This window comes from Alterinioella sp. B-7, from assembly GCF_056857775.1.
Map to the genome: position 1 here is coordinate 49,284 of NZ_JBSXNT010000024.1, position 18,627 is coordinate 67,910.

General features: G+C 66.9%; 18 protein-coding genes. 8 read left to right on the top strand and 10 right to left on the bottom strand.

Annotated features, from left to right (window positions below):
- Positions 1-120: 120 nt before the first annotated feature.
- Positions 121-1,119: an endonuclease/exonuclease/phosphatase family protein gene (locus AC13C7_RS04990; protein WP_482866785.1), complete on the top strand. Its 999-nt coding sequence runs from the start codon at positions 121-123 to the stop codon at positions 1,117-1,119.
- Here the strand turns inward: AC13C7_RS04990 and AC13C7_RS04995 are convergent.
- The 3 genes from AC13C7_RS04995 to trpS all read right to left on the bottom strand — a co-directional run bounded on the left by AC13C7_RS04995 (position 1,116) and on the right by trpS (position 3,438).
- Entirely contained in the window at positions 1,116-1,976 is an 861-nt protein-coding gene (locus AC13C7_RS04995) for a branched-chain amino acid aminotransferase (RefSeq protein WP_172319583.1), read from the bottom strand. The two genes, AC13C7_RS04990 and AC13C7_RS04995, sit on opposite strands and share 4 nt — an antisense overlap.
- A 49-nt stretch (positions 1,977-2,025) precedes the next feature.
- Complete coding sequence (locus AC13C7_RS05000) at positions 2,026-2,181, bottom strand: hypothetical protein (RefSeq protein ID WP_172319584.1); 156 nt, start codon at positions 2,179-2,181, stop codon at positions 2,026-2,028.
- A 237-nt stretch (positions 2,182-2,418) separates the two neighbouring features.
- A complete protein-coding gene (trpS, locus tag AC13C7_RS05005) occupies positions 2,419-3,438 on the bottom strand; it encodes a tryptophan--tRNA ligase (RefSeq protein WP_482866786.1) in 1,020 nt (339 codons plus the stop codon).
- Between the two features lie 104 nt (positions 3,439-3,542).
- Here trpS and AC13C7_RS05010 point away from each other — a divergent pair, with 104 nt between their 5' ends.
- Entirely contained in the window at positions 3,543-4,226 is a 684-nt protein-coding gene (locus AC13C7_RS05010; protein WP_172319586.1) for a rhomboid family intramembrane serine protease, read from the top strand.
- Here AC13C7_RS05010 and murJ read toward each other — a convergent pair.
- From murJ to AC13C7_RS05025, 3 genes are read right to left on the bottom strand one after another with little or no spacing between them, the layout of a single operon-like run.
- A complete protein-coding gene (gene murJ, locus AC13C7_RS05015; protein WP_482866787.1) occupies positions 4,223-5,770 on the bottom strand; it encodes a murein biosynthesis integral membrane protein MurJ in 1,548 nt (515 codons plus the stop codon). The genes AC13C7_RS05010 and murJ overlap by 4 nt on opposite strands.
- Positions 5,767-8,598 carry a [protein-PII] uridylyltransferase gene (locus AC13C7_RS05020; RefSeq protein WP_482866788.1) on the bottom strand — a complete coding sequence of 944 codons (2,832 nt, stop codon included), beginning with the start codon at positions 8,596-8,598 and terminating at the stop codon, positions 5,767-5,769. Before AC13C7_RS05020 ends, murJ begins: the two co-directional genes overlap by 4 nt.
- Positions 8,558-9,730, bottom strand: a complete 1,173-nt coding sequence (locus AC13C7_RS05025) for a penicillin-binding protein activator (RefSeq protein ID WP_482866789.1) — start codon at positions 9,728-9,730, stop codon at positions 8,558-8,560. The genes AC13C7_RS05020 and AC13C7_RS05025 overlap by 41 nt, the downstream gene beginning before the upstream one ends.
- 91 nt (positions 9,731-9,821) lie before the next feature.
- Between AC13C7_RS05025 and rsmI the strand changes: the two genes are divergently transcribed.
- From rsmI to gshB, 3 genes are all read left to right on the top strand, one after another.
- Positions 9,822-10,715 carry a 16S rRNA (cytidine(1402)-2'-O)-methyltransferase gene (rsmI, locus tag AC13C7_RS05030; protein WP_482866790.1) on the top strand — a complete coding sequence of 298 codons (894 nt, stop codon included), beginning with the start codon at positions 9,822-9,824 and terminating at the stop codon, positions 10,713-10,715.
- A complete protein-coding gene (locus AC13C7_RS05035) occupies positions 10,712-11,065 on the top strand; it encodes a YraN family protein (RefSeq protein ID WP_482866791.1) in 354 nt (117 codons plus the stop codon). The genes rsmI and AC13C7_RS05035 overlap by 4 nt, the downstream gene beginning before the upstream one ends.
- A gap of 76 nt (positions 11,066-11,141) precedes the next feature.
- A complete protein-coding gene (gshB, locus tag AC13C7_RS05040) occupies positions 11,142-12,083 on the top strand; it encodes a glutathione synthase (protein ID WP_482866792.1) in 942 nt (313 codons plus the stop codon).
- 37 nt (positions 12,084-12,120) lie between these two features.
- On the opposite strand, the gene AC13C7_RS05045 is transcribed toward gshB, so the two are convergent.
- From AC13C7_RS05045 to cobU, 4 genes are read right to left on the bottom strand one after another with little or no spacing between them, the layout of a single operon-like run.
- Complete coding sequence (locus AC13C7_RS05045) at positions 12,121-13,659, bottom strand: YifB family Mg chelatase-like AAA ATPase (protein WP_482866793.1); 1,539 nt, start codon at positions 13,657-13,659, stop codon at positions 12,121-12,123.
- Positions 13,660-13,704: 45 nt separating this feature from the next.
- On the bottom strand, positions 13,705-14,385 hold the full coding sequence (locus AC13C7_RS05050) for a glutathione S-transferase (RefSeq protein ID WP_482866794.1): 681 nt from the start codon (positions 14,383-14,385) through the stop codon (positions 13,705-13,707).
- A gap of 58 nt (positions 14,386-14,443) precedes the next feature.
- Positions 14,444-15,019 (bottom strand): histidine phosphatase family protein, encoded by a 576-nt coding sequence (locus AC13C7_RS05055; RefSeq protein ID WP_446250097.1) that lies wholly within the window; start codon positions 15,017-15,019, stop codon positions 14,444-14,446.
- Positions 15,016-15,543, bottom strand: coding sequence for a bifunctional adenosylcobinamide kinase/adenosylcobinamide-phosphate guanylyltransferase (gene cobU / locus AC13C7_RS05060; RefSeq protein ID WP_482866795.1), 528 nt, complete (start codon positions 15,541-15,543; stop codon positions 15,016-15,018). The genes AC13C7_RS05055 and cobU overlap by 4 nt, the downstream gene beginning before the upstream one ends.
- Positions 15,544-15,634: 91 nt before the next feature.
- On the opposite strand from cobU, the gene AC13C7_RS05065 reads away from it, so the two are divergent.
- From AC13C7_RS05065 to coaBC, 3 genes are all read left to right on the top strand, one after another.
- Positions 15,635-16,513: an RNA polymerase factor sigma-32 gene (locus AC13C7_RS05065; RefSeq protein WP_482866796.1), complete on the top strand. Its 879-nt coding sequence runs from the start codon at positions 15,635-15,637 to the stop codon at positions 16,511-16,513.
- A gap of 22 nt (positions 16,514-16,535) precedes the next feature.
- A complete protein-coding gene (locus AC13C7_RS05070) occupies positions 16,536-17,351 on the top strand; it encodes a ChaN family lipoprotein (RefSeq protein WP_482866797.1) in 816 nt (271 codons plus the stop codon).
- Positions 17,352-17,424: 73 nt separating this feature from the next.
- Positions 17,425-18,624, top strand: a complete 1,200-nt coding sequence (coaBC, locus tag AC13C7_RS05075) for a bifunctional phosphopantothenoylcysteine decarboxylase/phosphopantothenate--cysteine ligase CoaBC (RefSeq protein ID WP_482866798.1) — start codon at positions 17,425-17,427, stop codon at positions 18,622-18,624.
- Positions 18,625-18,627 lie beyond the last annotated feature (3 nt).

The window sequence follows — 18,627 nt, forward strand, 5'->3', positions numbered from 1 at the left end:
GCTGATCCTTCTCTCCCCGGCGGGCATCATGGCCGAGCACGGCCCATCCCGCAACCGCCGGATTTTCCTTGGGCCGGACGCATGACCTGCGGCATGATGGCACCGGCAAGGGGGCACAAGATGGCATTCTACCATGATCTCAAGGGCTATGGGCCTGAAAAAGCGGCCTGGATCGCGCAGCGCCTGCTGGAGTTGCGCGCCGACCTGGAATTGCAGATCCGGGTGCGGCGGCGGTCGAACTCGCTGATCATCGGGTCGTGGAACATCCGCGCCTTCGACGATGGCCGCCCCCGCATGGACGAGAGCTTTCACTATATCGCCGAGATCATCGACAATTTCGACATCTGCGCCGTGCAGGAGGTGAAGTCCGACCTTGCCCCCCTGCGCCGGTTGGTGAAGCTGCTTGGGCCGTCCTGGGATTTCTTCGTCTCCGACGTGACCGAGGGCGGCCCCGGCAACCGCGAACGCATGGCGTTTCTCTACAATCGCAACCGGGTCCGGTTCCGCAACCTGATCGGCGAGCTGGTGCTGCCGCAGGAGGCCCTGATCGAGGGGCGGCAGATCGCGCGTTCGCCCTTCTTCGCCAGTTTCCAGGCCGGCTGGTTCCGCTTCACCCTGTGCAGCGCGCATATCCTCTATGGGGGCACGGGGCCGCGCGACCATGCCCTGCGCGCCGCCGAGATCGCGGCCATTTCCGACGCGCTGATCAAGCGTTCGAATGCCGAGGATGAGGTTTATGTCCTGCTTGGCGACATGAATATCGAGTCGGCTGATGACAGCATCATGCAGGCGATGACAGACCGCAGGCTGCATGTACCCCTGTTCGGTCCGACCAATCTGGGCGGGACCAAGCATTACGACCAGATCGCCTTCACCAAGGATCACGTCAAGACGCGGCTTCTGAACAAGGGCTGTTTCGACTGGCGCAGCGCGGTCTACCGGCCCGGCGACATGGACCATTACCGGCCTCACGCGAACGCGATGCGGGATGCGCCCTACAAGGATTTCTCACGCTCCTACAAGACCTGGGCCACCTATGAGATGTCCGATCACCTGCCGATCTGGATCGAGCTTGAGGTGGACTATTCCGACGACTACCTGCGCCGGTTCGTGCCTTAGCCGCCCTTCGCCCAGGCCCAGTAGAGATCGCGCGCGGCCCTGGCGACCGGGCCGACCTGGTAATGGGTGCCGTCGAACTCCACCACCGGCGTCACCTTGGACATGTTGCCGGACATGAAGACCTCGTCCGCGCTGCGGAAATCGTCGAAACTCAGCACCTCTTCTCGCACGTCATGGCCCGCCGCGCGCAGGTTGACGATATGGCGCGCGCGGGTAATGCCGGACAGGAAGGTGCCGTTTGGCACCGGCGTGCGCACGATGCCGTCCTTGACCATGAAGATATTGGCGGTGGCGGTCTCGGCGACATTGCCCATCGCATCGGCCACCAGCGCGTTGTCATAGCCCTTGGCGCGCGCCTCGGCCAGCATCCGGGCGTTGTTGGGGTAGAGGCAGCCCGCCTTGGCATTGGTCACGTTGTCGGCCAGCACCGGGCGGCGGAACTGCGTCGTGGTCAGACGCGCGGTGCGATCTGGCGGGGCCAGCGGAATCTGTTCCAGGCAGATGCAGAACCCGACCGTGTCCGATTTCGGCACCACCGCGGTCGCGTCCCCGTCGAGGCCCCAATACATCGGCCGGATATAGAGCGGTGTATCGGCATCATAGAGCGCGATGCCCTGCCAGGTGATGTCATGGATCTCCTGCGCCGAGTGCGTCGGCTCCAGCATCAGGGCACGGGCCGATCGGTTCACCCGTTCGCAATGTGCCATCAGGTCGGGGGCGACGCCATAGGCGTAGCGCGCACCGTCGAAGACAGTGCTGCCGACCCATGCGCCATGATCGGCGGCGCGCATGATGGGCACGTCGCCCTCATGCCATTGGCCTTCGAAATATGTGCGGATATTGGTGCCGGTCGCCATTGCAGATGCCCCCTTTCAGATCTCGGGGGCACCTTGCGTCGTATCGGGCCTAGCGTCCAGACGTAAAGCCCTGCTGGTAGTCCATGGTGACGGGAATCGCCGCAGGCTCGGGCTTGTCGGCTGCCGCCGCGGTTTCGGGCTTCGCTTGGGGGGCCTGCGTGACGGGTGTAGGCGTCGGGTGTGCAAGTGTCTTGGCGTCAGACATGCCGTCTCCTCCTTGTCGATTTTTATTGACTGTCGCGCCTCGTGAGAAGGCGCAAGCGCACTATCCCGCTTAGGTCTTAAGCGCGGGTTAACGCTAACAAGGAGGGTTTAGCCGATCAGGCTCAAAATGCCAAGGGTCAAGCGCGCGGAACCGGGGATTGGGCGGTGCCTTGCGCATGAATGTTGCGTCAAATCAGGGCTGATCTGTCAGATGTTGCGGCAGTTTGTCCCGCTCGGATCAGCGTCCGACCATGCCGACGATGCGGTAGGTTTCCTCCAGAACCGGCGCGCTCAGCGCGCGGGCCCGGTCCGCCCCGCGCGCCAGGATGCGGTCGATCTCACCCTCGTCCTGCATCAGCCGGGCCATCTCATCCGCGATCGGGGCCAGTTTTTCCACCGCGATCTCGGCCAGGTCCTGCTTGAAATAGCCAAAGAGCTTGCCCGCATTGGCCTCGACCACTGCCTCGGGCGTGGTTTCGGCCAGCGCGGCCCAGATATTGACCAGGTTGCGCGCCTCGGGCCGTGCGTCCAGCCCCCCCAGGTTCTCGGGCAGCGGGTCGGGGTCGGTCTTGGCCTTCTTGATCTTCCTGGCGATCGTGTCGGCATCGTCGGTCATGTTGATGCGCGTCATGTCGGACGGGTCGGATTTCGACATCTTCTTGGTCCCGTCGCGCAGGTTCATCACGCGGGTGGCGGCGCCCTCGATCACAGGTTCGGTGATGGGGAAGAAATCGACGCCGTAGTCATGGTTGAACTTGGCCGCGATATCGCGGGTCAGCTCAAGATGCTGCTTCTGGTCCTCGCCTACCGGCACATGGGTCGCATGATAGATCAGGATGTCAGCGGCCATCAGCGCCGGATAGGCGAAAAGCCCAAGCGACGCGGCCTCGGCGTTCTTGCCCGCCTTGTCCTTCCATTGCGTCATCCGGCCCATCCAGCCCATGCGCGCGACGCAGTTGAAGATCCAGGCAAGCTGCGCGTGTTCCGGCACCTGGCTCTGGTTGATCAGGATGGATTTCTCCGGGTCGATCCCGGCGGCGATGAAGCCCGCGCACAGCTCGCGCGTGCTGCGGGCCAACGTGGCGGGATCCTGCCAGACGGTGATCGCGTGCAGATCGACCATGCAATAGACAGTCTCGTGCGTCCCGGCGTTCTGCATGTCGACCCACCGCTTCATCGCGCCCAGGTAATTGCCCAGATGCAAATCCCCCGAGGGCTGCATCCCCGAGAACACACGGGGGGTAAACTTGGCTGTCATCGCTGTCGCCCTTCGCTGGTGCCCTTGCGGTCGGGGCATCTTTTCATCCACGCGCGTCTCGCTTACCCATGGGCGCAAGGCCCGTCAACCGAGAGGCACAGACGATGCGTAGCGACGATTCATCCCCCTTCAACGTGATCCCGCCCGCCGTGGTGGCCCTGTCGGTCCTGATCGCGGGGCTGGAGGTGATGTTCCAGCTTGCCGCCGCCGGAATACTCGGCGGGCAGGACGGGGTCGGCTGGCGCATCGCGGCGCTGACCGATTACGCGGTGCGCGACGATGTCTGGGAATGGATGCTGGCCAACCGGAATTTCCGGCCCGATGAACTGCTCCGCTTCATCGCCTATCCGCTGCTGCATGGCGGCTTCGTTCATGCGGCCTTTGTCGTTGTCTTCCTGCTGGCCCTTGGCAAGCTGGTGGCCGAGGCGTTCTCCTCCGCCGCCTTCCTCGCGATCTTCTGGATCTCGGCCCTTGTCGGCGCATTGGCCTTCGTCACGATCCTGGACAGCCGTCCGGCGCTGGTCGGGGGGTATCCCGGTGTTTATGGCCTGATCGGGGCGTTTTCCTTCATCCAGTGGGTCGGGCTGCGCGGCACCGGGGGCAGCCAGTTCCGCGCGTTCCAGCTGATCGCCATCCTGCTGGCGATCCAGCTTCTCTTTGCCACGCTTTACGGCCAATACGGGGATATCGTCGCCGATCTCGGTGGCTTCGTGACCGGGTTCCTCCTGTCCTTCCTGCTCAGTCCTGGCGGCTGGCATCGCTTCCTGGTCAAGATCCGGCGGCGTTAGCCCCGGCGCAGGGCCTGCCGGAAATCGGACAGGCGAAACGCGCCCATCACCTGCCCCGCGACCCCGTAGACCGCGATCCCGAGCACCACCAGAAGCGCCAGCGCCAGGTAGCGCCAGCCGCCCGTTTCCAGCATCGGGGCCAGCGCGCGGGCCAGGCCCCAGAGGAACGCCCCCATGAGAGCCGAGGCCAGCACGATCCGGCCAAGCCGCGCCATGTAGCGGGCGTCGAACCGCGCGACGTCTCCGAATTTGCGCGCGCCCCAGAACAGCAGCCCGCACATCGCCCAGGCCGAGACCGTGGCGGCGACGGCAGGGGCCAGCCAGCCGATCCAGGGCATGAGGCCGAAGGCGAGAGCGGCATTCACCACCATCGCAACCAGCGCATAGCGGAAGGGCCGCGCTGTATCCTCGCGCGCGAAGAAGAGCGGCTGTTGCAGCTTTTGCAGGACGAAGGCGGGCAGGCCGAGACCGTAGATCGCCAGGGCGGAGGCAATGGCGGCGCTGTCGCTGGCCTCGGTCGCGCCGCGTTCATAGAGGACCGAGACCAGCGGCAGGGGGATGACAAGGAAGGCCGCCGCGCAGGGCAGGGTCAGGGTCATGGCAAATTCGCCCGCACGGCTGAAAGAGGACCGAGCGCCCGCGTCATCGCCCGATTTCAGCCGCCGCGACAGCTCCGGCAGCAGCACGATGCCGATGGCGATGCCGACCACGCCAAGCGGCAATTGATAGAGCCGGTCGGCCGCGAAAAGCCAACTGACCGCGCCCTCGGTGCGCGAGGCGACCAGTTGCCCCACGACAAGATTGATCTGCACCACGCCATTGGCGAGCGCGGCAGGCAGGCCCACGGCCACCAGATGCTTCATCTCGGGCGACCAGCGCGGGCGGCTTGGCCGGATCACGACGCCCGCCTTCTCCGCCGCGCGCCAGACCAGCGCCAGTTGCGCGGCCCCCGCCAGCGGAATGGCCCAGAGAAGCCAGGTGATCACCGCGCCACCCGTCAGCGCGCCAAGCGTCATCGCACCGATGGCGAAGATGTTGAGCAGCACCGGCGCGGCGGCGGCGGCGGCGAAACGGCCATTGGCGTTCAATACGCCCGAGAACAGCGCCGCCAGCGACATGAACAGGATGTAGGGAAAGACGATGCGTCCAAAGCCCACGGCCAGGTCGAACCGTTCATCGCCCCGGAACCCCTCCGCCGTGGCCCAGACCAGCGCGGGCATGAAGACCATGCCAAGTGCGACCAGCACAAGCACCACCGCCGAGAGACCGCCGAACGCCTCGCGCGCGAAATCATCGGCATCCGCGCCCGCCTCGGCGCGCTTGGCATACATCGGCACGAAGGCCGCGTTGAACGCGCCTTCGGCTAGGAAACGGCGGAAGAGGTTGGGCAGGCGGAAGGCGGCGACGAAGGCATCCAGCAACGGGCCGGGGCCGATCAGCGCCAGGATCAGGATCTCGCGCAGGAACCCCATGACGCGGCTGACCAGCGTCCAGCCCCCCACGGTCAGGAACCCCGAGACCAGCCGGATGGGGCGCGCGCTCATGCGCCCGCCCGTTCCGCGACACGGGCGATGGCGGCGCGCAGCTTCTTGTCAAGCGCCTCCTGCTTGAGCTTGTTGTGCAGCTTCAACCCGAACATGTCCTTGACGTAGAAACTGTCGATCACCTGTTCGCCGAAGGTCGCGACGACGGCGCTGGCGATGTAGATATTGCTGTCGGCCAGCGTCTTGGTCAGGTCATAGAGCAGGCCGGGCCGGTCGCGGGTATCGACCTCGATGATCGTGTAGATCTCGGATCCGTCATTGTCGAAGGTGATCGTGGTCGGCACGTTGAAGCGGCGTTCACGCTTCTTGATCTTGTCGCGCTGGTCCATAGCGGTCGACGTCACGACCTCGCCCTTCAGCGTCTTCTCCATCATCGTGCGCAGGCGGGGCAGGCGGCGTTCCTCGTAGGGGTGGCCCTCGTGGTCCTGCACCCAGAAGACGGCGGTGGCATAACCGTCCTTGGTGGTGAAGGTGCGCGCATCGACGACATTGGCCCCCACCAGGCTGAGGGCGCCCGCCATGCGGCTGAAGATGCCGGGATGATCGGCCAGCGCGAATGAGACGCGGGTGGCGTCGCGATCCTCGTCTAGGCCGGTTTCGATGCGGATCTCGTGCTCGGTTATATCGCGCAGCATCTCGGCGAAGATGACATGCGCATCGGTGTGCAGGCCCTGCCAATAGGGCGCGTAATGGCGCCCCGTCTCGGCGGTCAGGGCCTTGCGGTCCCAGCCTTTCAGCCGCGCGCGCAGGGCCTTCTTGGCCTCGGTCTTGCGCTTGTCGCGGTTCAGATCCTCCAGCCCCGTCTCCAGCGCCTCGCGCGTGGTGTGGTAGAGCTGGCGCAGAAGCGTGGCCTTCCAGTTGTTCCACACTTTCGGCCCGACGCCGCGAATGTCGCAGACCGTCAGCACCGTCAGCAGGTCCAGCCGCGCGATGGTCTTCACCGCCTTGGCGAAATCGCGCACCGTTCGCGGGTCGGAAATGTCGCGCTTCTGCGCCATGTCCGACATCAGCAGGTGATGGCGCACCAGCCAGGCGACGGTTTCGGTATCCTCGGGTTTCAGACCCAGGCGCGGGCACATCAGCCGCGCGATCCGGGCCCCCAGGACAGAGTGATCCTCGGATCGGCCCTTGCCCAGGTCGTGGATCAGGCAGGCCAGGTAGATGACCTTGCGGTTGACGCCCGCCTTGAGGATGGCGGAGGCCACCGGCAACTCCTCCTCGACCTCGCCGCGTTCGATCTGTGCCAGGTGCGAGATCACCTGGATCGTGTGCTCGTCGACCGTGTAGCTGTGATACATGTTGAACTGCATCATCGCCACGACCGGCGCGAATTCCGGCAGGAAGGCGGCCAGCACGCCAAGCTCGTTCATCCGGCGCAGCGCGCGTTCGGGATTGCCGTGTTTCAGCAGCAGGTCCATGAAGATGCGGGTGGCGACCTTGTCGCGGCGCATCTCGTCGTCAATGAGGTGCAGGTTGGCCACCACCAGCCGCATCGCATCGGGATGGATCAGGTAGCGGGTGCGCAGCGCCTCCTCGAAGAGGCGCAGAAGGTTCAGCTTGTCGGACAGGAACTCTGCGTCATCGACGATGGCCAGCCGCCCCTGGATCACGGTGAAATTCGGTTTCAGCTTGCGCCGCCGCGCCCGCGCCCCGCGCAGAAGGCCGATCAGCATCGGCTCCTTCTTCAGATGCGCCGCCTCCATCGCGGTCAGGAAGATGCGGGTCAGCTCGCCCACGCGGGTGGCGTGGCGGAAATAGTCCTGCATGAAATGCTCGACCGCCCGCCGCCCCCCGTGATCGACATAGCCGATGCGCTCGGCCACTTCGACCTGCAGATCGAAAGTCAGCTGGTTCTGCGCCCGGCCCGTGATCAGGTGCAGATGACAGCGCACCGCCCAGAGAAACCGCTCGGCGGCATTGAAGGCGCGGTATTCATCCAGTGAAAAGACACCGAGATCGACCAGTTCGCGCGCGCGCTGCACGTCATGCTCGTATTTCGCGATCCAGTAGAGCGCCTGCAGGTCGCGCAGGCCGCCCTTGCCCTCCTTCACGTTCGGCTCGACCACGTAGCGCTGGCCGCCCTGTTTCTCATGCCGTTCGGCGCGTTCCTCCAGCTTGGCCTCGATGAACTCGCTGACGGTGCCGGCAAAGACCTTGTCATGCAGGGTGCGGGTCAGATCCTCGGCCAGCCCCGCATCGCCCGCGACATAACGCATCTCAAGCAGTGAGGTGCGGATGGTGAAATCCTGGCGGGCCAGCCGGACGCAATCGGGGATCGAGCGGCTGGCGTGACCCACCTTAAGGCGCAGATCCCACAAGATGTAGAGGCAGCTTTCGATCACGCTCTCGGCCCATCCGGTCATCTTCCAGGGCAGCACGAAGAGCAGGTCGAGGTCGGAATAGGGCGCCATCTCGGCGCGTCCCGAGCCGCCAACCGCCATCAGCGCCAGGCGTTCGGCCTCGGTCGGGTTGGGGCAGGGGTGCAGATAGGTGGTGGCCACGCGCAGCGTCTCGCGCACCATCCCGTCGGCCAGAAGGGCATAGGCCCGCAACACCCGGCGCGCGGCCAGCGGCTTTTGTGCGAAGGCCGCGGCGATGGCGGCGCGCGATCTGTCCTGAACCTCGTTCAGCACCGCGACCGTCGCGGCGCGGATGTCAGCGGCATCGCTCAGACCGGCCAGGTCGGCATCGAGCCGGGCAGCGACGGCGCTTGCGTCAAATATCTCGGACCCCGGAAGAATAAGCTCTCCGGGGTCCGATGAAATGGCGGGAAGGCGGGGGTTCCGGTCAGAAGCCGGGACCGCCAAGGCGTCCTGGAGCGGGGTCAATGATCGCCACCTGTTGATCTTGGATTTCAGCGATGGCCAGCGCGCGCTGCACGGTGCCGGTGCTGCGCAGACGGAACGCGCCCCCGGCCCCGTTGAAGCCGGTCGCGCCCGCCAGATTGGTCACACCGAGGGCACCGGTCGTTGCCGCCGTTTCGCCGACCGCGCGCATCGCGTCATAGCCGATCCCGGCCAGCACATGCGGCGCGTCGCCATAGGCGGCGGTGTAGCGCGCGTTGAAGGCGGCGGCGGCGTTCGGGTCGGGCAGCGCGAACCAGCCTCCCTGCAGCCCCGACAGCTCCAGCGTCTGCGAGGGCACATCCCACCGGGTCAGGCCCATCACCCGTACCGCCTCGGTGTCCAGCCCGTTCTCCGGCAGAAGCTGCGCGAAGAGGGGCAGGGCGGCAGAGGCGTCCGAGGTGATCACCAGCGCATTGGCATCCGCCGACCGGATCTGGCCCATCACGTCGGGAATGGCGTTGATCACGCCGGTTTGCGAGAACTCGTAGCTGGTCACGCCCGCGACCGTGCCGCCGGCGCGGGAAACGGCGCTTTGCACCGCGTCGCGCGCGACCTCGCCGGCCAGGTTCTGCGCGTGCAGGATCATCACCCGGTTGCGCCCCTGCGAGACCGCGTAGCCTGCGAGCCGCTCGGCGGTGTTCTCGTAGGTGTTGCCGAGGACAAAGACATTGCCGCCCGCGATTTCGGTGTTGTTGGAGAAGCTCAGCACCGCGATATTGCTGCTGGCGACGGCCACGCCAACGGCGGCGGCGGCATCCGAGCGCAGCGGCCCGATGATGACCTGCGCGCCGTCCTGCACCGCCTGGCGCGCCACCGACGCGGCCTGTGCGGCATTGCCCGCCGTGTTGTAGACGGTCAGCTCGACCTCGACGCCGTTCAATTCCGAGGCCGCCAGCCGCGCCGCGTTTTCCAGCGACCGCGCGACCAGCTCGTCACCTGCGTTGGCCGAGCCATAGGGCAGCAGCATGGCGACCGACACCGGCCTGCCGCTGCGCAGCTGCGGGCCCGCGCCGCCGATTGGCAAGGCCACGTCGCAGGCGGCCAGCACGAAGGCCAGGAAGGTCAGGATCAGATAGCGTGGCGTCCGGCGAAGCAGGCTGATAGCAAGGGTCATGAAAGGCCGTCTCCCGATGCGGCGAGGGGGATGTTTTGCCCGGACCCTACACGGGTTCATTGCCACAAGTAAACGACAGGAAACGCCCGCGATGAGTGATCAGCCAGCCACCGCCAAGAAGGCGCTCGCGCACGACCTTGCACCGGGCCTCTACCTTGTGGCGACCCCGATCGGGGCGGCGCGCGACATCACGCTGCGCGCGCTCGATATCCTGGCCGGGGCCGATGCGATCGCGGCCGAGGATACCCGCACCGCCCGCAAGCTGATGGATATCCACGGGGTCGCCGTCGCAGGGCGGCCTCTTCTGGCCTATCACGACCACAGCAAAGACAGCGCCCGCACCCGCGTCCTGCGCCTGATCGAGGAGGGCAAATCCGTCGCCTATGTCTCCGAGGCCGGCACGCCGCTGGTCGCCGATCCCGGCTACCAACTGGCCCGCGCCGCGATTGCGGAGGGCTTGCCCGTGACCACCGCGCCGGGGGCATCGGCGGCCATCGCCGCGCTGTGCCTCTCGGGCCTGCCAAGCGACCGGTTTCTCTTCGCGGGTTTCGCGCCGCAGTCCAGGGCCGCGCTGAAGACCTGGGTCGCGGAACTGGCCCCGATCCGCGCTACGCTGATCCTCTACGAATCGCCGCGCCGGATTCACAAATTGTTAGATGTTTTGGCGGATGGTCTGGGGGGCGACCGGCGGGTCGCGATCTGCCGGGAACTGACGAAACATTTCGAAGAGGTGCTGCGCGGCAGTATTGATGACCTGCGTGACCGAATCGCGGATCGAACGCTCAAGGGCGAAATCGTCGTCGTGATCGACAAGGGCGATGCGGTGGAAACAGACGCGGAAACACTTGACGATGCGTTGCGCCAGGCCCTCGTCGGCCAGTCGGTCAAGGATGCGGCGGCGATGGTGGCGGCGGCGACAGGCTTGCCGAAGCGGCAGGTATACCAGGCGGCATTGCAACTGTCGCGGCAGGAGGATGATAAATGAGCGGCAAGGTTTCCTATCTCGCGGGGCTGTCGGCGGAAGACCAGGTCGCGCGCGACTATGCCCGGTCGGGTCACGTGATTCTCTCCCGCCGCTGGCGGGGCGCGGGCGGTGAGATCGACCTTGTCGTCGAACGCGATGGCGTCGTCATTTTCATCGAGGTCAAGAAAAGCCGCGATCACGCGCGCGCCGCGGAACGCCTGTCGCAACGCCAGTTGCGCCGCATCTTCCTCAGCGCCGAGGATTACATCGGCTCGCTGCCGGACGGGGCCAACACCAATGCCCGCGTAGATGTGGCGTTGCTCGATGCGCAAGGCCGGATCAGCATCCTCGACAACGTGATGTGCGCCTGAGGCGGCAGGCCCGCCATTGCACCTTGCGCCAACTCGGGTCATCTATGCCGCAGCCTGACCAGCCCGGAGATGCGCCATGGCCCTCAAGATTGCCTTCCAGATGGACCCGATCGACGCGGTCGATATCGACGCCGACAGCAGTTTCCGCATCGCCGAGGAGGCGCAGGCGCGCGGTCATTCGCTGTTTTACTACACCCCCGACAAGCTCGCCTACCAGGAGGGGCGGATCACCGCGCGGGGCTGGCCGCTCACGGTCCGCCGACAGCGCGGCGATCACTTCACCCTGGGCGACAGGGCCGAGGTCGATCTTGCCGAATTCGACGTGGTCTGGCTGCGCCAGGATCCGCCCTTCGACATGAGCTATATCACCACGACGCATCTGCTCGACCGCATCCATCCCGAAACCCTCGTGGTGAATGATCCGTTCTGGGTCCGCAACTACCCCGAGAAGCTGCTGGTCCTAGACTTCCCCGACCTCACGCCGCCCACGACCGTGGCGCGCGATCTGGCCACGCTCAAGGCCTTCAAGGCGCGCCATGGCGACATCATCCTGAAGCCGCTTTACGGCAATGGCGGCGCGGGGGTCTTCCGCCTGACACCCGAGGATCGCAACCTCAATTCGCTGCATGAGCTCTTTGCCGTCCTCAACCGCGAGCCGCTGATTGCGCAGAAATTCCTGCCCGATGTGGCGGCGGGCGACAAGCGGATCATCCTGGTCGATGGGGAGCCCGTGGGCGCCATCAACCGGGTGCCCGCCGAGGGCGAGACGCGCTCCAACATGCATGTCGGCGGCCGCCCCGAAAAAGTCGAGATGACCGAGCGCGACCGAGAGATCTGCGCCCGCATCGGGCCGCTTTTGCGCGAAAAGGGCCAGATCTTCGTCGGCATCGACGTGATCGGCGGTTGGCTGACCGAGATCAACGTGACCTCGCCCACCGGCATCCAGGAGCTTGAGCGCTTTGACGGCCTGAACATTGCCGAAAAGATCTGGCAGGCCATCGAGGCGAAACGGGGCTGAAGCGAGGAGCGCGCGCAAGCGGGCGAGGAGCGGCCCCTCAGTTCCGCGCCGCGATCAGCCGGAAACTCAGCGCCTCGGCGATATGGGGCATCGCCACGCCGTCGGACCCTTCCAGATCTGCAATCGTGCGCGCCACCCGCAAGATCCGGTGATAGCCGCGCGCCGAGAGGCGGAACCTGTCGGCGGCCTTCAGCAGCATGTCGCGTCCTTCCTTGTCTGGGGTCGCGATCTCCTCCAAGAGCGCGCCGTCGGCATCGGCATTCACGCGCGCCGTCACCTCCAGCGCCTCGAATCGCGCGCTCTGCACCGCGCGCGCCGTCGCGATCCGGGCCGCGACCGTGGCGCTGTCATCGCCCGAAGGCGGCAGGTCCAGGTCGGTGAACCCTACCGGCGGCACCTCCAGCCGCAGGTCGAACCGGTCCATCAAGGGGCCGGATATGCGGCCCATGTAATCCTCACCGCACAGCGGCGCGCGCCCGCAGGCCTGGTCGGCATCGTAGAGATGGCCGCAGCGGCAGGGATTGGCGGCGGCAATCAGCAGGAACCGGCACGGGTAGGTCACATGCGCATTGGCCCGCGCGACCACGACATCGCCGGTCTCGATGGGTTGGCGCAGAGTCTCCAGCACGGGGCGGGCATATTCGGGAAACTCGTCCAGGAACAGCACGCCGTTATGGGCCAGGCTGATCTCGCCCGGCTTGGCATTGCGCCCGCCGCCGACAATCGCGGCCATCGACGCGGTGTGATGCGGCGCGCGGAAAGGCCTTGTGCGGGAAATTCCGCCCTCGTCCAGCAGGCCCGCCAGTGAATGGATCATCGAGGTTTCCAGCGCCTCGGCGGCAGTGAGCGGCGGCATCAGGCCGGGCAGGCGCGCGGCCAGCATCGACTTGCCGGACCCCGGCGCCCCCACCATCAGGAAGTGGTGCCGTCCGGCGGCGGCGATCTCCAGCGCCCGCTTGGCGCGTTCCTGCCCGCGCACTTCGCGCAGGTCCTTCACCGAGGTCTCGGCGATCACCTCGCCGGGTTCGGCGGGGGCCAGCGGCGCGCGATCGGTCAGGTGGCCGATGATCTCGGCGAGGGTGCGCCCCGCGAACACCGGCGTCGCCCCGACCCAGGCGGCTTCCGCCCCGCAGGCGGCGGGGCACAGCAGCGCGCGGCCATCCTCGCCTGCCGCCAGCGCCGTGGGCAGCGCGCCGATGACACCCACAAGCGATCCGTCCAGCGACATCTCGCCCAGGCTCATCGCCGCCTCGACCCGCTCCTGCGGGATCACGCCGAGCGCGCCCAACAGCGCCAGCGCGATGGGCAGGTCGAAATGCGAGCCTTCCTTGGGCAGGTCGGCGGGCGACAGGTTGATCGTCACGCGCTTGGATGGCAGCGCGATGGCCATGGTCGAGAGCGCCGTGCGCACCCGGTCGCGCGCCTCCGAGACCGCCTTGTCGGGCAGGCCGACGATGGAAAAGGCGGGCAGGCCGGGGGTGACGGCGCATTGCACCTCGACGCGGCGCGCCTCCAACCCCTCGAAGGCGACGGTGTAGGTGCGGGCAAGGCTGTCTGGGCGCGGGGCATCGAGCATGGTTAACGATTAGCCCGCGCGGGTTAGCGAAAGGTTAACCGCCGATCATGATTGCGGAAAATCGCGGCGCGGCAGGTCCATCTCATAGGCGGGCTGGTCCGGTCCCTCGTCCAGCCCGGCCTTGCGCCATTCGACAAGGCGCGGGTGGGTCAGGTGGCGACTGACATAGGCGCGCGCCCTCTCGGAGACCGGCAGACCGTATGTCACCAGCCGCGTCGCCAGCGGGGCAAAGAACACGTCGGCCAGAGAATAGGCGCCACAGAGCCACGGACCGCCATGCGCCGCCAGGGCATGCGCCCACAACGCCTCGACCCGTCCGATATCGGCCAGAACGGCGGCGCTCGGCTCGAAGCCCGTCCAGCCCGTGCGCAGATTCATCGGGCAGGCGGTGCGCAGGGCGGAAAACCCTGAATGCATCTCGGCCACGAGGCTCAGCGCGTCGCCGCGCGCGCCTGGGTCGGCGGGCAACAGCCCCTTGTCGGGGAAGGCTTCTGCCAGAGCCCATGCGATGGCCAGGCTGTCAGTCAGCAGCGCGCCGCCCGGTGCCTTCACCAGCGGAACCGTGCGGGCCGTGTCGGAAAACGCCGCCAGATCACGGGCGAAATCGTCGCAATACATCCGGGTCGAGGTCACGTTCACCGGAATACCGAACGCGGCGAAGCACAGCCAGCCGCGCAGCGACCAGCTGGAATAGGATTTGTCGGCGATGAGCAATTCATATGTCATGGCGGCACAAGACCCTGATCCGGCGCGCCTGTCCAATGCCAATTCGTGGCGCGCCCCATCACGGGCAGCGATTGATCGCCTCGACGCGCCAGCCGCCCTCATGCACCAGATGCGTCACCGAGAGATTGCCGATCTCATGCGCCAGCGCCTCATAGGCCGTGCAGCTTGATGCGCGCTGGATCTGCGTCAGGATTACGCCGATATGTGCCACAGCGATGATCTCGGCCTCGGGATGGGCCGCATTGATCCGATCGACGAACCCCGCCACCCGTTCCGCCGCCGCGTTCCAGCTTTCGCCGCCGGGGGGCGCGACATCGCCGGGCTCCTCCCAGTAGCGGCGGCTCAAGACCGGGTCGCGTGCAGCGACCACGTCGAACCGCAGCCCGTCCCAATCGCCCAGGTTGAACTCGCGCAGATCCGCTGCATGGGGCAGGCGTGTGCGTCCACCCGCCAGCGCATCCGCCGTTGCCACCGCGCGGGAAAGATCGGAGGAGACCAGCAGCGCCCCCGCTGGCAGCGCCGCATCCAGCCGCGCGATCCGTGCCCTATCGCTCAGGTCGGCGGGCACGTCGCGCCAGCCCACGAAGGCCGTCTCATGCGTCGGAGCATGCCGCACCCAGTGCCAGACGGTCATGGGCCGTCCCCTTTCAGGACCATCGGCAGACCCGCGACCACCATGGCCACAAATCCGGCCTCCGCCGCCAGCTTCTGGTTCAACCCGCCCTGCGCCGCGCGAAACCTTCGCGCCAGCGCGTTCTCCGGCACGATGCCCTGGCCGACCTCGTTGCTGACCACGACCACCGGGCAGGGGCAGGCGGCGAGGGATGCCATCAGCGCCCGCGCCTCCGCCTGCCAATCGCGGTCCGCCAGCATCAGGTTGCTCAGCCACAGCGTCGCGCAATCGACCAGCGCCACGTCCCCCGCCGCAAGCCCGCCAATCGCATCGGCCAGCGCAAGCGGAGCCTCGACCGTGTCCCAATCGTCTCCCGCCCGCGCCTGCCTGTGCGCCGCGATCTTGGCCTCCATCTCGGAATCGAATGCTTGCGCCGTCGCAATATAGACGCGCCGCCCGGATCTGCCGCGCACCAGCCCCTCGGCATAGGCCGATTTGCCCGATGCGGCCCCGCCCAGGATCAATGACAAAGACGGCAAAGACATGCGCGGCCCCCCGCATTTTTTCGCAGAAAATTTGAACCAGACCCCTTAACGGCGCGTAACCCTAGCAGAACCTGACCCAGGAGGGGGCGTTATGGCACTCGATATTCACGCTGACCAGACACTTTCCCGGCACGCCCGCGCGGCGGAATTGCTGGATGCGGAAACCGAGGCTGACCTCGCCCGCGCCTGGCGCGATGACCGCGACGAGGCCGCCCTGCACCGCCTGATCACCGCCTATATGCGGCTGGCCATCTCGGTCGCCTGGAAATTCCGCAATTACGGCGCGCCGATGAGCGACCTGATCCAGGAGGCGGGGCTTGGCCTGATGAAGGCCGCCGACCGGTTCGATCCCGATCGCGGCGTGCGCTTTTCCACCTATGCCGTGTGGTGGATCCGGGCGGGCATGCAGGACTTCGTGATGCGCAACTGGTCGATGGTGCGCACCGGCTCGACCTCCTCGCAAAAAAGCCTCTTCTTCAACCTGCGCCGCGTGCGCGCCCGGCTGGAGCGCGAAGCGGCGGCCAATGGCGAGCGGCTCGACGGGTTCCAGCTGCGCGAGATGATCGCGCATGAGATCGGCGTCAAGCTGAGCGAGGTCGAGATGATGGAAGGCCGCCTTGCCGGCTCGGATTTCTCGCTCAACGCCGTGCAGAGCGAGGGCGAGGAGGGCCGCGAGTGGATCGAGCTTCTGGAGGATGAGGCTGAACAGGCCGCCGATCAGGTCACGCGCGAACGCGACGCGGAGACGCTGAAGGGCTGGCTTTCGGTGGCCATCGGCAGCCTGACCGAGCGCGAACAGACCATCATCCGCGCCCGCAAACTGTCCGAGACTGCCCGCACGCTGGAATCGCTGGGTGAAGAGCTTGGCCTCTCCAAGGAACGCGTGCGCCAGATCGAGGCGGCGGCGCTGGTCAAGATGCGCCAGAACCTCGCCCCCCGCGAAGAGGAGTTGCGCGCCTATATCGGCTGAGCTTGCGGATAGGGGGCCGATCATGGTCAAGATACGCGCCATGATCCTGCGCCTTTTCCTTGCCCTGTTCATCTTCACCGCCCCCGCACTGGGCGAGGAGCTTTCTGGCGTCGACGCCCTGGCCGGGGCCGATGTGGTGCTGCTCGGCGAAGTGCATGACAATCCCGATCATCACCTCTTCCAAGCCCGTGCCCTGCGTGCCCTGACCCCTGCCGCCGTGGTCTTCGAGATGCTGAGCGAGGACCAGGCCGCCCGCATCACGCCCGACCTGCTGGACGATCCAGAGGCGCTTGCCGCCGTGCTGGACTGGGACAACAGCGGCTGGCCCGATTTCGGGATCTACGCGCCGGTCTTCGCGGCCCTCGGCTCGGCACGGGTCTCCGGCGCCGCGCTGCCGCCCGCGACGGTGCGCGCCTCCGTGACGGAGGGCGCGGTTGCGCATTTTTCGGGCAATGCGGTTCAATTCGGGCTGGCGGCGCTCCTGGAGCCGGACGAACAGGCGGCGCGCGAGGCGGGGCAGGGGGCGGCCCATTGCGGCGCCCTGCCGGTCGAGATGCTGCCCGGCATGGTCGCGGCACAGCGCCTGCGCGACGCGGAACTGGCCCGTCAGGTGATCCTTGCGCATGCGGCCACCGGCGGCCCGGTCGCGGTCATCACCGGCAATGGCCATGCGCGCAGCGATTGGGGCGTGCCGCGCGTTCTGGCACAGGCCGCGCCGGAGCTGACCACCCTGTCGCTCGGCCAGCTGGAGGCCCCGCCGGAGGGCACGGCCCCCTATGATCTCTGGCGCGTCACCCCGCCCATCGACCGCCCTGATCCCTGCGACGCCTTCCGCTGATCCGGGCCATTTCGATTGAGTTTGGTCCCTCAACCCCCTACCTCTGGGGCAAGCGGCACAAAGGGACACCACGATGCTGACCGACAAGCGCATTCTCCTGATCATCGGCGGCGGCATCGCGGCGTTCAAATCGCTCGACCTCATTCGACGGTTGCGCGACCAGGGCGCCACCGTCACGCCGGTCCTGACCCGCGCGGCGGAGGAATTCGTGACGCCGCTATCGGCCTCGGCGCTCTCGGCAGAGAAGGTCTATCGCGACCTCTTCGACCTGACCGATGAGGCCGAGATGGGCCATATCGAGCTATCCCGCGCCGCCGACCTGGTCGTCGTCGCGCCCGCCACCGCCGACCTGATGGCCAAGATGGCGGGCGGGCTGGCCAATGACCTTGCCTCCACCCTGCTGATGGCCACCGACAAGCGCGTGCTGATTGTTCCGGCCATGAATGTGCGCATGTGGGAGCATCCGGCGACGCGGCGCAACCTGGCGACGCTGAAAGGCGACGGCGTGCTGGTCGCGGGACCAGAAGAAGGCGCGATGGCCTGCGGCGAGTTCGGCCCCGGACGCATGGCCGAGGTGCCCGACATCATCGAGGCGATCCGCGCCGCGCTGACCGATGGGCCCTTGAGCGGCAAGCATGTCCTCGTGACTTCCGGCCCGACGCATGAACCCATCGACCCGGTGCGCTACATTGCCAACCGCTCCTCGGGCGCGCAAGGATCGGCGATTGCCGCCGCCTTGCGCGACCTGGGCGCGACAGTGAGCTTTGTCACCGGCCCCGCCGATATCCCGCCGCCTGCCGGGGTCCGCGTGATCCGGGTGCAGACCGCGCGCGAGATGCTGGAGGCGGTCGAGGCCGCCCTGCCCGCCGACGCCGCCGTTTTCGCCGCCGCCGTCGCGGATTGGCGCGTGGCCAATGCCGCCGACCGCAAGATGAAGAAGACCGACAGCACCGGGCTGCCGGCGCTGGAATTTGCCGAGAACCCCGATATCCTCAAGACCGTCGCGCAGATGGGCGAGGGCCGCCCCACCCTCGTCGTGGGTTTCGCCGCAGAGACGCATGAGGTCGCCGCCAACGCCACCGCCAAGCGGATGCGCAAGGGCTGCGACTGGATCGTGGCCAACGATGTCTCGGCGGCGACCGGCATCATGGGCGGGGCCGAGAACAAGGTCAGCATCATCACCGGGACGGGCGTCGAGGACTGGCCGCGCCTCAGCAAGGAGGAGACCGCCCGCAGGCTGGCGCGCCGCATCGCCGATGCGCTTGGCCGCTAGGGC